The following is a 13,967-nucleotide window of genomic DNA, read 5'->3' as shown; positions in this document are numbered from 1 at the left end:
ACGATATGGCAACTTCCCGACCGCATCAAAAATGTTGCACGCAACAAAATAGCCCGGAAATTCGGAGCGACAGTAGGCTATCCGAATCCCAGGAAGGAGCACGATCTCCGCCGCTCAGCACGCCAAATTACAATGGCAACCCAATCCGATTCTCACGCTCTCGTGAGGTACGACTGCGATAGCTGTCGAGCGTTCATGCACGCCAGGCCATCCGGGGTGGCAAGACGCTGAGCGATGCTGCCGGCGTGCCACCGTGGCGCGGGGATATCTTCTGCTTGTCGGGTTCAAGCGGCAAGGCTTCCGGAGATGAAGCATCAAGGGCCGGGTCGAGTTGCACAGGTTCTTTGGTTCGCTCCAACGCCACACGGTCGTAAAGCGCATCGAGGAATGCGCCCGCCGGTTCCGCGGCAAACATGATCTCTGCCGTCCACCGGGCTTGACGTCGCAGTGGCGCCATCAGCTTCGGCTGACCGATATATGTCTTCAATCGTTCGATGGACAGGCAAGCGAGGCGCTCGACCTCATCCTGGAAATATTGGGCAAATTTCGCCTCGCCGCGCGAGTTGTATCCCGGATTCCAGCAATTGCCGAGATCGTTGAGTCTCATGGGTAATGAGATTCCGTTGACACCATCCTCCAGGAATTCAGGCAGGGCACAGACCCCCGTTCCGAGAACCGGGGTGTGTTCCGACATCGATTCTATCGCCGAGTATCCAAATGTATCGCCGAAGGTAGCTAGGATGCCAAAATGCGAATTGCGCAACAATCGTCGCACCGAATGGTTTGGCAACGCGCTATAATGCTGGACATTCTTCAGGTCGAGCAACTTGATATACTGGTCAAAGAATCCTGGAGTTGTCGGATCCGTCCATATGCCGCCGCCTACCTGCAGACTCGAAACGATGTTCACTCGGATAGGCAAATTCTGCTCTATTGCTTTTTCCGCGATCTTGACCGCAACGCAGCCGCCCTTGCGGCCAAAATGGGCGCCGACGAACGTCAGCACAAGTTCCTCCGCGGTGTTCTCAAGCATCGCATCTTCCACGGCAGGCACGACGATGTTCGGATGGCGGACCATCAGCTTCTCCGTCAGAAGGCTTACGTTCGGATTGTCGGCGTGCTGACCCAGAAAACACCTGCGGGCAAAATGCGACAAGGCAATAATGCGGCGGCAGCCGGGGTTCGCAATCCGCGACGCCAGGTAACGCGCCATCGGCCCGCGCTTGCGAAGGGCGAACTGACGCGGCAAATGGGATTCGAACGAGATGATGAATTTCGAAGAATTGACCGGGATCCGGTTGAACGCATGCACCACGTCGACGGACAGGGCAGGCTCGATCAACGTCACACCTTCCAACTTCGACGAGACCAGGTTGAACGGTAGGAACCGCTTGCGCAGGATTGTATGTCTGGAGACGCGCGGCGTAACGAAACTGGTCGGATATTTGTCGTTATAGACGGCAATACGAAGAGATTTGGCCATGCCTTAACCACCGTATCCAAACAGCGGATAGGGGATTTTAGCGAACTGCCCTATGGGCGCAGAACTGCCAAATCCTGCAATTCCACTGGAACCAAATACAAGCGCATGAACCCCCCGGCCCCAATTCTCACCAACTTCTCGTCATATGAAAACCGATTTTTTGCTGCAACGCAATAGAACATTCGCGCGGCCTAATGTTTGTGCGGTGCGCGACAACCGCTAAATCCGCTACATAGCACCAAAAATGTTGCGATGCAGCAAGAGCTGTACTAGCATTCCTGCGGGCGGGCCAACAGCGGTCGAGTTTTCATGCTGCATGTCTTGTACTTGGTACACGACGTCTCCGACCCGGCAGTGCGCCGGCGGATCATAATGCTTAAGGCAGGCGGCGCCCAGGTCACACTGGCGGGCTTCCGTCGGATAGCAAGTCCGGTCGCCGACGTCGAAGGCTTGCGCCCGATCGACCTTGGGGCGACGCGCGACGGCCGATTCGCCCAGCGGCTGGCAGCAGTCACAAAGGCGGCGGTCTCGATCGGCTCGAAGCTCGGCTCGATGCCAAGACCCGACCTCATCATCGCGCGCAATCTGGAAATGCTGGCGCTTGCCCGGCGTGCCAGATCGGCTTTCCAGGCGACGGTGCCGATCGTCTACGAGTGCCTCGACATTCACCGCCTTGTGCTTCGCGACGACTTTTTGGGCAAGGCGATGCGCGGCGCGGAACGCTATCTGGCCAGGGATGTAATGCTGCTGGTGACCAGTTCGCCGGCATTTATCGCCAACTATTTCAAGCCGTTTGGGCAGATTGCCGCGCCGGTCGAGCTGCTCGAGAACAAATATTTCGAGCCTGCCGCGGTTGCGCTGGATGATCGCATGGTGGCGGATGATCCCGTCGCTCCGCCTTGGCGGATCGGCTGGTTCGGTGCACTCCGGTGCCGCCGCTCCCTGGAGCTTCTGGCCGAATTTTCCCGACGGCTCGACGGTCGCTTCGAAATCATCCTCAGGGGCCGCCCGGCGCTTTCCGAATTCCCGGATTTTCACGGTTTTGTCGAAGCCGAGCCCTGGCTTTCGTTTGGCGGGCCCTATCGGAACCCCGAGGATATGGCGACGATCTACCGCGAGGTCCATTTCTCCTGGGCCATCGATTTTTTCGAGCAGGGGCTGAATTCCGAATGGCTGCTGCCCAACCGTCTCTACGAGGGCTGCCGCTTCGGCGCCGTGCCGATCTCGATGGCCAACACCGAAACCGGCCGGTTCCTCGACCGGCAGGGTATAGGCGTTCTTTTGCCTCAAGCCACGCCTGAGGCCCTCGAAGCCGCCCTGGGGGATATGGACGAGCATCGTTTCGGGAAATTGCGGGCGCGTGTTCTTGCCCGCAATCCGCGAACCTGGAGCCATGATCGCAGCGATTGCCGGGCGCTCGTCGAAAAGCTTCGTGGGTTGACGGTTGTGCAGGATCCGTATGCTGCCCAGGCACTGGCTTAGGATGGCTATCGATGGACATGGGCCGATGATGCCATCCGAAAAGCTTGCGCCCTGCCTGATCGTGATTCCGTGCCTGAACGAAGCGGCTCACATCGGTGCGCTTGTTCATGAGCTTCGACCGTCGGCCGAGAGGCTCGGTGCCCGGATCGTCGTTGCCGATGGCGGCAGCACGGACGGCACGAGGGCAATCGTCGAGGAGATTGCCGGGAAAGATCCGCGGATCATCCTTCTTCACAATGAAAAGCGCCTCCAGAGCGCGGCGATCAATCTCGCCGTTGCCAATTACGGCGAGGGGGCTGAATATCTCATTCGCATTGACGCGCATGGCGGCTATCCCCCCGACTATTGCGATCGGCTGGTCGAGGAGGCGCTGGCCACCGGCGCCGATTCGGTCGTCGTCTCCATGCTGACCAGCGGCAGCGGCACGGTGCAGAAAGCGGTGGCGGCTGCACAGAATTCCAAGCTCGGCACGGGCGGCTCGAAGCACCGGCATCTCTCAGTGGGCGAGTGGGTCGATCACGGCCACCATGCGCTGATGCGGATATCGGCCTTCAAGGCGGTGGGCGGCTATGACGAGACGTTCAGCCACAACGAGGATGCGGAGTTCGACTATCGGCTCCGTCAGGCCGGTTACCGAATCTGGATGAGCGGCAAGACGCAAATGATCTATTACCCGCGCGCGTCGCTCGCCGGCCTGTATTTCCAGTATCTCGGCTATGGCCGCGGCCGCGCAAAGAACGTTCTCAAGCACCGCATGATACCCAAGGTCCGGCAGATGGTGCCGCTTCTGGTGTTCCCCGTTGTCCTTCTCTCTGCCTTTTTCTTCGTGCATTGGTTGGCGGTCGTGCCGCTTCTGGTGTGGGCGTCGGTTTGTCTTGGCTACGGCGTGTGGACTGCCATCAGCCAGCGCAATCCGGACAATGCGCTTGCTGGGATTTCGGCGATGGTCATGCATTTCGGCTGGTCCGTTGGCTTCTGGCTGCAACTGCTTGGACCGCGATCACAGAGTAGGAGGGTAGCGTGATGGGTGTGGCCGGAAAAAACCGCAGCATCGACATCTGCGTCTGCACGTTTCGGCGGCCGGAGCTTGCCGACACGCTTCGCTCCATAGCCGCCCTGGAGGTGCCTTCGGGATTCGACATCCGCGTCATCGTCGCCGACAATGATGACGGGCCGACGGCCGAGTTGCTGGTGGCGACGCTGGCGGAGACGTTGAAGCTGCCGATTACCTATCGTCATTGCCCGGCGCGCAACATCTCGATCGCCCGCAACGCCTGCCTCGACGCCAGCATGGCGGATTTCGTCGCCTTCCTCGACGATGACGAAACGGCATCGTCCAGATGGCTCGCCGAACTGGTTGCGACGGCGGAAGTGAGTGGCGCTGCCGCCGTGCTCGGACCGGTGCGGGCGCGCTATCGGCCGGATGCGCCCGCCTGGATGCGCCGCGGCGATTTTCACTCCACCCTGCCGGTCTGGGTGGGCGGCGAGATCCGCACGGGCTACACCTGCAACGTCCTGCTCAGGATGGGCGCCGACAGCCTCCGCGGCCGGCGGTTCAGCCTGGCGCGTGGCCAGACCGGCGGCGAGGACACCGAATTCTTCGACCATATGGTCAAGGCCGGCGGTCGCATCGCCTTTTCGCCGCAAGCCTGGGTCGATGAAGTGGTACCGCGCGCCAGGGCCGCATTCGACTGGCTCCGCCGCCGCCGGTTCCGCGTCGGGCAGACGCATGGGCACCTCCTGGGGCGCGACGCGAGTGGCCTCGCGCTGGTCAGGCAAGTCGGCCTCGCCTCGGCAAAGGCGGTCTACTGTTTCGCATTGGCGATCCCGGTCGCCATCAATCCCGTGCGCAGGAACCGCAGCGTGCTTCGCGGCATCATGCATGTCGGCGTCGTGAGCGGTCTCGTCGGTGTGCGTGAAATCCGCCAATACGGCTTGCCATCGCCGCAGGAAGGGGGCAAGCGTGCAGCCTGACGTCACCTTTGTCATTGCCGCCTACAATGCGGAGCTGACCATCGAGCGGGCGATCGCCAGCGCTATCGCCCAGCGCGATGTCAGCGTTGAGGTGATCGTCGTCGACGATCAGTCGCGCGACCGGACGCTCGATCTGGCGCGATCCTACCCCGAGGATATCGTGCGCGTCGTCGCCCTTGCACAGAACCGTGGTCCCGGCGGCGCCAGGAATGCCGGCCTTGAGCTTGCCCGCGGCCGGTGGGTCGCGGTCCTCGATTCCGATGACGCGATCTATCCCGGGCGGATCTGCACCATGATTGACCGCGCGGAGAAAGCGGGCGCCGAGATCGCGGTCGACAATCTCCAGGTCGTTCGCGAGGACGGCGTTGCCGAAGAGACGATGTTCCCGGCCGACTATCTCGAGCGCTTGAGTGAAATCTCGCTAGCGGACTATATCGCCGGCAATGTGGTCTTCGAATCCAGGTTCAATCTCGGCTATCTCAAGCCGATCTTCCAGCGACGCTTCCTGAACGAAAACGGGCTTCGCTATGACGAAGGCCTGATCATCGGCGAAGATTACATCCTGCTGGCCAGTGCTCTGGCCAAGGGCGGAAAATGTGTGGTCGAGCCGACGACCGGCTACGTCTACCATATCCGGACCGGCTCCATTTCCCGCGTGCTCGAACTTCATCACGTCGAGGCGATGCGCAAGGCCGATCTCGCCTTCGCCAGAACCCATTCGATGGACGCCAAGGCCGAGGCCGCTTTCGCAAGGCGCACACGCAGCCTGCGCAAGGCAGCGTCGTTTCTGTCGCTAGTCCAGCACATCAAGGCGCGGTCCCCGCTCAAGGCGGTGTGGACGGCGCTCAGCGATCCGGCGGCCGTTCGGCATATGAGCATGCCGATCGCCGTTCGGCTGCGAAGGGTGGCGGCACAATTTGCCGTGGGTGCGGGGGAGGTGAAAGGTGCAGGCAGGTGAAAACAGTTTTCGCGGCCTGCGACAGGTTGAAGTCGATCTCCTCAGAAGGAATATGCAATGAAAAAAGTCAGGAAGGCAGTCATACCGGTAGCGGGGCTTGGAACGCGATTCCTGCCGGCGACCAAGTCGATGCCGAAGGAAATGCTGCCGGTCGTCGACAGGCCTGTCGTGCAATATGCGGTGGACGAGGCGTTCGAAGCCGGCATCGAGCACATTGTCTTCGTGACGGGCCGCAACAAGGCAGTCATAGAGGATTATTTCGACCTGCATCCAGAATTGATCGGGACTTTGGAGCAGACTGGCAAGACGGCGCAGCTTCAGGCGCTCGAAAGCCTGCTTCCCGTGGCTGGTGCGACGAGCTTCATCCGGCAGCAGTCGCCGCAAGGTCTCGGCCATGCGGTATGGTGCGCCCGGGAAGTCATCGGCGATGAACCTTTCGCATTGCTGTTGCCGGACATGGTGTCCTTCGGCGGGCGTGGATGTCTCGCTGAAATTGCCGACCTCTATGCACAGACCGGCGGAAACGTCATCGCCGTCGAGCGCTGCGATCCGACCGAGACCAGCAAATACGGAATTGTCGGCTGCGGCGCCGATGTCGGCTCGGGCTTCGAGGTCACCGCCATGGTCGAAAAGCCGGCTCCAGCCAATGCGCCGTCGAACTACTACATCAACGGCCGCTACATCCTGCAGCCCGAGATATTCGCGCTGCTCGGCAATCAGCAGCGCGGCGCCGGCAACGAAATCCAGCTGACCGACGCCATGGTTCGCCTTGCGCAGAACCAGGCTTTCTTTGCCCAGCCCTTCAACGGCCGGATGTTCGACTGCGGCTCGAAGGAAGGGTTCATCCAAGCCAATATCGCCTTCGCGCTGGCGCGTGACGACATGAAGGGGCCAATCTTCGAGATGCTTGAGGAGTTTGTGCGGTCGCATGGGCGCCGGGTGGAAGCCGCATAATGCCCATTTTTTGGGAGCATTAGTGTATATGGACGGTGAAGCAAGACATGCCGATGCGCTTGGCGGCCCGGGTTTCGCGTTGTCTGGCATGAAGCTTGCGTCGTATATGTGCTGATTCTCCCGATCTTGCTTCAGCGCCTGCAAACGAGAGCATCGGACCCAAAAATAGAGGCGGGTTTTGGGAAATCCGATGCTCAAACAAGAGATAGAGCGGCGGCACAGGTCGACTTGAGGGACCGCCGCTCTAGATGCAAAGTAGAATTGGACCGAAGATGAATTATGCCAATTTTCCTCTTGACAAGAGGAAACCATTGCCGAGTTCGGACGCAGTCAGCGCCGACGACTTCATCGATATCGAGCGCTTGCTCAGCATGGCAGCAAGGCAGGCAAAGGTGGTTGCGGCATGCGCTGCCATCGGTCTTTTTTTGGGCGTGCTCTATTTGCAGACCACGCCTCCCACCTACATGGCGACCAGCCGCGTGCTTATCGACGAAGGCTTGAATAAGGTCGTTGACGAGGTGTCGGCGGCGTCGGTCAGCATGCAGACCGATTCCGCCATTCTGAGCCAGATCGAAATTCTTCACTCGGCGAGGTTGGCGGCGGTGGTCGTCGACAAGCAGAAGCTCGATCAGAACGACGCTTTCTTGTATCCTCCCACATCGGCCGTGTCGAAGGCGGCCGGCTTGGTGCGCGGCGTGATCCGGTACTTCCGTCCCAGCCCCGCCGTGGGCACCACCGACGTCACCCAGCTTGATCCGGCGACGCGTGACGCGATGATTGCCTCGTCACGCCGCGATTACGCGATCCTCAAACTGCAAAACGAAGTGCAGGCCGAGCGCATCGGTCGAAGCTATGTGATCTCCATCGCTTATCAAGCGACGGATGCCGCACTTGCGACCGCGATCACCAAAGCCTACGCAGACGCCTACCTCGCGGATCAGCTCGATGCGAGCTTCGATGCGACCGAGCGCGCGGCGGTCTGGCTGCAAGGCCGGCTGACGGAGCTTCGTGAAAGTTCCCAGGCAGCGTCGCTCGCCGTCGAGAAGTTCAGGGCCGAACACGGATTGGCCGTCGATGACGGCCAGTTGATCAGCGACAAGCAACTGTCGGACCTCAATGGCCAGCTCATTGAGGCGCAGGCCGATACCGCCCGCGCCAGCGCCCGCTACCAGCAATACAAGTCGATCGTCGAAAGCGGTTCGGACAACGCATTCAGGGATGCCGCCATATCCGCCGACCAGCCAAGCAACTCGATCATTTCAACGCTCAAGACCCGCTATCTCACTGTCGCCAAGCGGCAGCAGGATATCGAAGCCAATTTCGGGGCAGAGCATCCCCAGGCGGTCGCACTTGCCAAGGAAAAGGCCGACATATCAGCGCAGATTTTCGGCGAGCTGAAGCAGTTGACCGAAAGCTATCGCAACGAATACGAAGTTGCTCTCGCGCGCGAGACGGCGCTCCGCGCAAATGTCGCGTTAGCGGCGGGCAAGAGTTCCATCGACAACCAGTCGCAGGTCAAGCTGCGCGAACTCGAGCAGAAGGCAACGGCGCTCTCGACGCTCTATCAGACGTTCCTTGGCCGCTACGAAGAAGCCTCCCAGCAGCAATCCTTCCCCGTTGGCAAGATCCGCGTCATCTCGGACGCGACGCTGCCGCAGTCCGCGGCAACCCCGCGCACGTCCATAGTGCTGGGACTTTCGCTTGTGCTTGGCGTGATGATGGGGGCCGGGGTTGGTGGCCTGAATGAATTCAGGGAGCGGTTCTTCAGGACCGGCGAAGACGTTCGCGATCGCGTCGGCCTCAAATTCCTTGGCTACCTGCCGATCATTGGCAGTAAGGTCGCCAAGGACGATAAACGCGATGACGGTCAGGCGGACATCAAAACGGCCCAATCACCGTCGGCCGCTGAAAGACGCGCGCGCATGCGGGTGAGCATCGACGCCCCGGCATCGATGTTTTCCGAGACGCTTCGCAGCGCCAAGATTGCCTTCGACGTCGTGATGGAAGGGCAAGGCAGCCGGGTCATTGGCGTGATCTCGGTTCTTCCCGGTGAGGGCAAGTCGACCGTGGCGGCGAATCTGGCCGGACTGCTTGCTGCCAACGGGTCGAAAACCCTGCTGGTGGACGGCGACCTGCGCAAACCCGGCCTCAGCCGCAGCCTTGGCATGGAGGCCGAGCAAGGCCTGATGGAGGCGGTAGTGAGCGGGCAGACCTGGCAGTCCGTCGGCAAGATCGACCGGCAGACCAAGCTGGCGATTGTCCCGGCTGTGCCGCGCGGTCATTTCTCGCACACCAGCGAGCTTCTATCGTCGGCCGGGATGCGGCGTTTCATCGACAATGCCAAGGAGACCTTCGAGTACATCATCGTCGATCTGCCGCCGCTCGGCCCCGTGGTCGATGCCAAGGCCTTTGCTCCGCTTGCCGACGGCTTCGTGCTCGTAACCGAATGGGGGCGCACACCGCGTGCGATGGTGCAATCCATACTGAGTTCGGAACCCTATATCGCCAACAAGATCGTCGGCGTCGTCCTCAACAAGGTCGATTTGAAGAAGCTGGCGAAGTATGGATCGATCGGCGGCTCGGAAAAATTCTTCGACAGATATTCGTCCTACTATCTGGAAAAATCGGAAGCGCGGACGAAAGCAAACACCTGAGGCCGGTATATTAGGAACGGATGTTGAGCAGATCGTGGTTCCTGCGCGGCCAGGCCGATACCGGGCCTGAGCCGGCGTGAGCGAACACGAATGCCCCCTCGAAAAGACCATGACCGGCAGCCCTGCGCAAGAGCCGGTAAGATCGCGGGGAATGATCTCTCTTAGGTGCGGGTCGATCTCCTCGCTTGACCAGTAGAGGTCGCCGAGCCGCGACGGGTCGCGCAAAAGGCGTGGGCACTATGCTTCGCGCCGCACATTCCCACCGCAGGACGTTTGCAGCCAGGAACCGGGCCCGCTTACGCCGCCTTGAGACGGTAGCGGACGATCGTGTGGTCGAGCAGAAGCCGGATCACGGTTCGGCCTCGATCGCAATCAGTCAGCTCGCGGCGATCATGGTCGCGCCGACGATGACCACCGAAAGCAGGTACGGCACTCCCGCACGCATCAGGGCGCCGAGAATGGCCGCGCCGACGACATCATGGATCAGATAGAGAGGATAGGTCATCAGGCCATTCCGGCACCAGCCGCGCCAGGACAGGTCGAGCCGCAAGGACCATGCCATCAGGGCTATGGCAACCAGGAAGAAGACGATCGGTGGCGCGTATGGCATCTGCTCTTCGACCTACGGTCTGAACATCGACCGAACTGGCGATCTGCAGGACGCAGCCGGCTAGAAACAGCGCAGAGGACAAGACGGAACGGCGTCACCGCCTTGAAGCGCATCAGCCAGATCATCACGCCCGTCGCAAAGAAGCGTCCATGATGCACCAGCAGCAGGGCTAACCAACGCGTCTCGGCAAACTCCGACCAGTCGAGCGGATAATAGGCACCAGAAGAGCGTGCTGATCAGGCCGATCGCGATGGCCACCACCTCCATCAGATGGAAGCGGCCCAGCCACAGCAAGGTCCAGACGACGGCGTAAAAGGCGATCTCGATGCCGAGCGTCCAATAGACGCTGTCGACCCAGGGCGAGTAGGGAGCGAACAATGCCGTGCGAACGAGCCGGGTCACGGCCTCCGTCGGCCAGCTGAGCCCGACGAGGAGCAGCACCGCCGCGGTGACCGGCGCGCAGATCCAGACCGCCGGCGCCAGCCGCCTCATCCTTGCCTCGAAAACCGCAAGGCGGTCGAGTTTTCGGCGCTGAAGGCGATGACGAAGCCGCTGATGACGAAAACACCTGTACGCCCCCATCCGGAGCCGAGCTTCTCCAGTTCCGGATGCGGCGGGATCGTCGGTGGGCGACCCCGACAAAACTGTATGCGATTTGCTGCATTGCACAATGGCCAAATTGGCGCCCCGGCGCGCTGTCGATGCCCCGATGTCTTTACAGGCCGATTCCGCGTCTCTTGAGCGCTGCGGTGATTTCGTCGAGAATGATCGGATCGTCGATGGTCGCCGGCATCGTCCATTCTTCCTTGTCGGCAATCTTCTGCATGGTGCCGCGCAGGATCTTGCCGGAGCGCGTCTTTGGCAGGCGCTTGATCGTCACCACCGTCTTGAAGGCGGCGACCGGGCCGATCCGCTCGCGCACCAGCGTGACCACCTCGGTCTCTATAGTGCCGGTGTCACGCGCGACACCCGCATTCAGCACGACGAAGCCGAGCGGAACCTGGCCCTTCATCGCGTCGGCGATGCCGATGACGGCGCATTCGGCAACGTCTGGATGCCCGGCCAGCACCTCCTCCATGGCGCCGGTCGAAAGCCGGTGGCCGGCGACATTGATGATGTCGTCGGTTCGGGCCATGACGAACAAATAGCCGTCCTCGTCCATCATGCCGGCATCCGCCGTTTTGTAGAAACCGGGGAATTCATCGAGATAGGCTTGGCGAAACCGGTCATCGGCATTCCACAGCGTCGGCAGACAGCCGGCCGGCAGCGGCAGCTTGACCACGACATTGCCCAACGTGCCGCGCGGCACTTCGTGGCCGGCATCGTCGAGCACACGGATGTCGTAGCCGGGCATCGGCACCCCGGGCGAGCCGTATTTCACCGGCAGCAGGCCCAATCCGGCTGGGTTGATCGTCATCGGCGAGCCGGTCTCGGTCTGCCACCAATGGTCGATCACCGGCACGCTCAGTTTCTGCTCCGCCCATTTGATGGTTTCCGGATCGGCGCGCTCGCCGGCGAGGAACAGCGTGCGGAATTTCGACAGGTCGTATTTCGGGACGAATTCGCCCTTGGGATCCTGTCCCTTGATGGCGCGGAAGGCGGTCGGCGCGGTAAACAGCGCGACGACGCCATGCTCCGCGATCACCCGCCAGTAGGTGCCGGCGTCGGGCGTGCCGACCGGCTTGCCTTCGAACATGACGGTCGTGCAGCCATGCAGCAGCGGGCCGTAGACGATGTAGGAATGGCCGACCACCCAGCCGACGTCAGAAGCCGCCCAGAACACCTCGCCCGGCTTGACGCCGAACTCGTTCTCCATCGACCATTTCAGCGCAACCATGTGGCCGCCATTGTCGCGCACGATGCCTTTGGGCTGGCCGGTCGTTCCGGACGTGTAGATGATGTAGAGCGGATCGGTGGCGAGCACTGGAACGCAGTCGACATTGGCGCCTGCGGCCCGCTCACGGGCGACGGCGTCGGCATAGTCGATGTCGTGGTTTTCCTTGAGCTCGCAGCGCAGCTGGTCGCGCTGGAGGATGAGGCAGGCCTCGGGCTTGTGCCGCGACATTTCGATCGCCTTGTCGAGCAGCGGCTTGTAGGCGACGACGCGCCCGGGTTCCAGGCCGCAAGAGGCGGAAATGATCAGCTTCGGCCTGGCATCGTCGATGCGCGTGGCGAGCTCGTGCGAGGCAAAGCCGCCGAAGACGACCGAATGCACGGCGCCGATGCGGGCGCAGGCAAGCATGGCAAACGCCGCTTCCGGCACCATCGGCATATAGATGATGACCCGATCGCCTTTCTGGACGCCGCGGTTCTTCAGCACCGACGTCAGCGCGACCACCTCGCGTTTCAGTTCGGCATAGGTGAATTTCCTGATCGTGCCGGAAATCGCGCTGTCATGGATCAGCGCGATCTGATCGGCGCGGCCACCCGCCACGTGGCGGTCGACGGCGTTGAAGCAGGTGTTGCAGGAGGCGCCGCCAAACCAGCGCCCATAGACGCCGGCATTCGGATCGAAGACCGTGTCGAACGGTGTGAACCAGTCGATGGCTTTGGCCGCATTCGCCCAGAATTTTTCCGGGTCGCGTTTCCAGCCGTCATAGACCTCGTGGTAGCGTGACGCCATCCGGCTTCCTCCCCAGGAATGTCTGCTGTCTTTGAATAGCGTATGCTGTTTTTGCAAGCATATGCAATTTCGTCTTTTGGCGTTCTCGCCTTGGTCGCAAATACCCGGCACGATGGTCTCGGGTCATAATTGGGGTGTGGGGTCATAATTGGGGGCAAGGCGCAATGAACTTGCGATGCAAGGTTGGATCTGCCGTATTTGCGGCGATGCTGTTGATGGTCGCTTCCGCCGCTCAGGCCGGCGATGCGGCGGCACGGCGCATCTTCGGCTTTTGGCCGGACGGTACCTACTTCGCCTTCGAACAGTACGGCACGCTCGACGCCGGTGCTTCGAATTCGGGCTGGTCGGAGATCGACATCATCGACACCCGCACCGATGAGTTCGTCGGTGGTAAGCCGATCCGCATCGTCGACGAAACCGAGGAGGCGACGCTCACTCTCGATCAGGCGAGGGCACAGGCTGCCGCGCAGGCGGCGCCGATCCTCGCCCAATATGCCATAGCGGCGCGCGGCGAGCGGACGGCCTTTGACAGGTTCACCTTTCCGGACGACATGGTCGCTTACCAAGACATTGCGCGCCCCGACCAGGTCTCGCAGAAATGGCTTTCGCCGACCTATGACGAGCTCGGCATCTCGATCATCCAGCTCCACCAGATACTTGCCGACAGCACGATGGATTGCTCGTCGAGTTTCGACGAGCAGCAAGGGCGCCACGGCCGGCAAGGCGTTCGGTTTCCGCCTGACGCTGCAGGCACAGGATGGCACTCCGTTGCAACTGCTGCATGAGGACAAGACCGTGCCCGCCTCGAGGAATTGCCCGACCTCCTACAGCCTGTCGGAATCCTATGCATTCACCCCGGACGGCAGACCGGCAGTGCTTGCCGTGCTCGTGCAACGCTTCAGCCAGGGATTTGAAGGACTGGACCGCCGCTTTATCGCCGTGACTGGCCAGCTGCGTTGAAAAGCGCCTTGCTTGCGCTCAAATATGGTTCTAAAGCGGCAGCGCCGCGAGCATGAGGCCGACACCGCCGGCGATCAGCAAGGCAGCGGCCAGCGCCTTTCTGTGACGTTCGAAACCCGTCGGCGCTCGATCCCAATTGTAACGCATGTTCTGCCCTCCCAAAACCGCCGGATTCCTTACCTTACCAAAGGTAAACAAAGCAACATTGTGCCTAACTCCACCACACTGGCCTGATAGTCCTTGCGAAGCCCCACTTCGCAGACTGAAAC

The 13,967-nt window shown here is 61.2% G+C and carries 12 protein-coding genes; 8 read left to right on the top strand and 4 right to left on the bottom strand.

Annotated features, from left to right (window positions below; all coding sequences use genetic code 11):
- Positions 1 to 193: 193 nt before the first annotated feature.
- The gene (locus A9K68_RS01080) at positions 194 to 1,483 is read right to left on the bottom strand and encodes a glycosyltransferase (RefSeq protein WP_065006037.1); all 1,290 of its coding nucleotides are present in this window, start codon (positions 1,481 to 1,483) and stop codon (positions 194 to 196) included.
- A 309-nt stretch (positions 1,484 to 1,792) separates the two neighbouring features.
- Here A9K68_RS01080 and A9K68_RS01075 point away from each other — a divergent pair, with 309 nt between their 5' ends.
- The 6 genes from A9K68_RS01075 (at position 1,793) to A9K68_RS01050 (ending at position 9,505) form a co-directional block, all read left to right on the top strand.
- Complete coding sequence (locus A9K68_RS01075) at positions 1,793 to 2,965, top strand: hypothetical protein (RefSeq protein WP_029347693.1); 1,173 nt, start codon at positions 1,793 to 1,795, stop codon at positions 2,963 to 2,965.
- A 28-nt stretch (positions 2,966 to 2,993) separates the two neighbouring features.
- Positions 2,994 to 3,989, top strand: coding sequence for a glycosyltransferase family 2 protein (locus tag A9K68_RS01070; protein ID WP_082982112.1), 996 nt, complete (start codon positions 2,994 to 2,996; stop codon positions 3,987 to 3,989).
- Positions 3,989 to 4,939: a glycosyltransferase family 2 protein gene (locus tag A9K68_RS01065; protein ID WP_065006036.1), complete on the top strand. Its 951-nt coding sequence runs from the start codon at positions 3,989 to 3,991 to the stop codon at positions 4,937 to 4,939. The genes A9K68_RS01070 and A9K68_RS01065 overlap by 1 nt, the downstream gene beginning before the upstream one ends.
- Complete coding sequence (locus tag A9K68_RS01060; protein WP_065006035.1) at positions 4,929 to 5,897, top strand: glycosyltransferase family 2 protein; 969 nt, start codon at positions 4,929 to 4,931, stop codon at positions 5,895 to 5,897. Before A9K68_RS01065 ends, A9K68_RS01060 begins: the two co-directional genes overlap by 11 nt.
- A 57-nt stretch (positions 5,898 to 5,954) precedes the next feature.
- Positions 5,955 to 6,851, top strand: a complete 897-nt coding sequence (locus tag A9K68_RS01055) for a UTP--glucose-1-phosphate uridylyltransferase (RefSeq protein ID WP_065006034.1) — start codon at positions 5,955 to 5,957, stop codon at positions 6,849 to 6,851.
- A gap of 272 nt (positions 6,852 to 7,123) precedes the next feature.
- Complete coding sequence (locus A9K68_RS01050) at positions 7,124 to 9,505, top strand: polysaccharide biosynthesis tyrosine autokinase (RefSeq protein WP_065006033.1); 2,382 nt, start codon at positions 7,124 to 7,126, stop codon at positions 9,503 to 9,505.
- 376 nt (positions 9,506 to 9,881) lie between these two features.
- On the opposite strand, the gene A9K68_RS31515 is transcribed toward A9K68_RS01050, so the two are convergent.
- The 3 genes from A9K68_RS31515 to A9K68_RS01040 all read right to left on the bottom strand — a co-directional run bounded on the left by A9K68_RS31515 (position 9,882) and on the right by A9K68_RS01040 (position 12,738).
- A complete protein-coding gene (locus A9K68_RS31515) occupies positions 9,882 to 10,115 on the bottom strand; it encodes a hypothetical protein (protein ID WP_246811275.1) in 234 nt (77 codons plus the stop codon).
- Positions 10,116 to 10,175: 60 nt separating this feature from the next.
- Positions 10,176 to 10,607, bottom strand: a complete 432-nt coding sequence (locus A9K68_RS31510; protein ID WP_246811274.1) for a hypothetical protein — start codon at positions 10,605 to 10,607, stop codon at positions 10,176 to 10,178.
- 223 nt (positions 10,608 to 10,830) lie between these two features.
- On the bottom strand, positions 10,831 to 12,738 hold the full coding sequence (locus A9K68_RS01040) for a propionyl-CoA synthetase (RefSeq protein ID WP_065006032.1): 1,908 nt from the start codon (positions 12,736 to 12,738) through the stop codon (positions 10,831 to 10,833).
- 215 nt (positions 12,739 to 12,953) lie between these two features.
- On the opposite strand from A9K68_RS01040, the gene A9K68_RS01035 reads away from it, so the two are divergent.
- Positions 12,954 to 13,523 (top strand): DUF2259 domain-containing protein, encoded by a 570-nt coding sequence (locus A9K68_RS01035; protein WP_246811273.1) that lies wholly within the window; start codon positions 12,954 to 12,956, stop codon positions 13,521 to 13,523.
- Entirely contained in the window at positions 13,507 to 13,698 is a 192-nt protein-coding gene (locus A9K68_RS31505) for a DUF2259 domain-containing protein (protein ID WP_065006030.1), read from the top strand. The genes A9K68_RS01035 and A9K68_RS31505 overlap by 17 nt, the downstream gene beginning before the upstream one ends.
- Positions 13,699 to 13,967: the final 269 nt, after the last annotated feature.

It is taken from the genome of Mesorhizobium sp. AA22, from assembly GCF_001672375.2.
GTDB classification, from domain to species: domain Bacteria; phylum Pseudomonadota; class Alphaproteobacteria; order Rhizobiales; family Rhizobiaceae; genus Mesorhizobium; species Mesorhizobium wenxiniae.
The sequence above is the reverse complement of the archived record's forward strand: the minus strand, read 5'-3'. Positions and strand labels throughout refer to the sequence as shown.

What these genes read in the sequence shown, in the direction of transcription:
- A9K68_RS01080 (WP_065006037.1), bottom strand. Translation starts at nt 1,483, where the DNA reads ATGGCCAAATCTCTTCGTATTGCCGTCTATAACGACAAATATCCGACC.
- A9K68_RS01075 (WP_029347693.1), top strand. Translation starts at nt 1,793, where the DNA reads ATGCTGCATGTCTTGTACTTGGTACACGACGTCTCCGACCCGGCAGTG.
- A9K68_RS01070 (WP_082982112.1), top strand. Translation starts at nt 2,994, where the DNA reads ATGCCATCCGAAAAGCTTGCGCCCTGCCTGATCGTGATTCCGTGCCTG.
- A9K68_RS01065 (WP_065006036.1), top strand. Translation starts at nt 3,989, where the DNA reads ATGGGTGTGGCCGGAAAAAACCGCAGCATCGACATCTGCGTCTGCACG.
- A9K68_RS01055 (WP_065006034.1), top strand. Translation starts at nt 5,955, where the DNA reads ATGAAAAAAGTCAGGAAGGCAGTCATACCGGTAGCGGGGCTTGGAACG.
- A9K68_RS01050 (WP_065006033.1), top strand. Translation starts at nt 7,124, where the DNA reads ATGAATTATGCCAATTTTCCTCTTGACAAGAGGAAACCATTGCCGAGT.
- A9K68_RS31515 (WP_246811275.1), bottom strand. Translation starts at nt 10,115, where the DNA reads ATGCCATACGCGCCACCGATCGTCTTCTTCCTGGTTGCCATAGCCCTG.
- A9K68_RS31510 (WP_246811274.1), bottom strand. Translation starts at nt 10,607, where the DNA reads ATGAGGCGGCTGGCGCCGGCGGTCTGGATCTGCGCGCCGGTCACCGCG.
- A9K68_RS01040 (WP_065006032.1), bottom strand. Translation starts at nt 12,738, where the DNA reads ATGGCGTCACGCTACCACGAGGTCTATGACGGCTGGAAACGCGACCCG.
- A9K68_RS01035 (WP_246811273.1), top strand. Translation starts at nt 12,954, where the DNA reads ATGGTCGCTTCCGCCGCTCAGGCCGGCGATGCGGCGGCACGGCGCATC.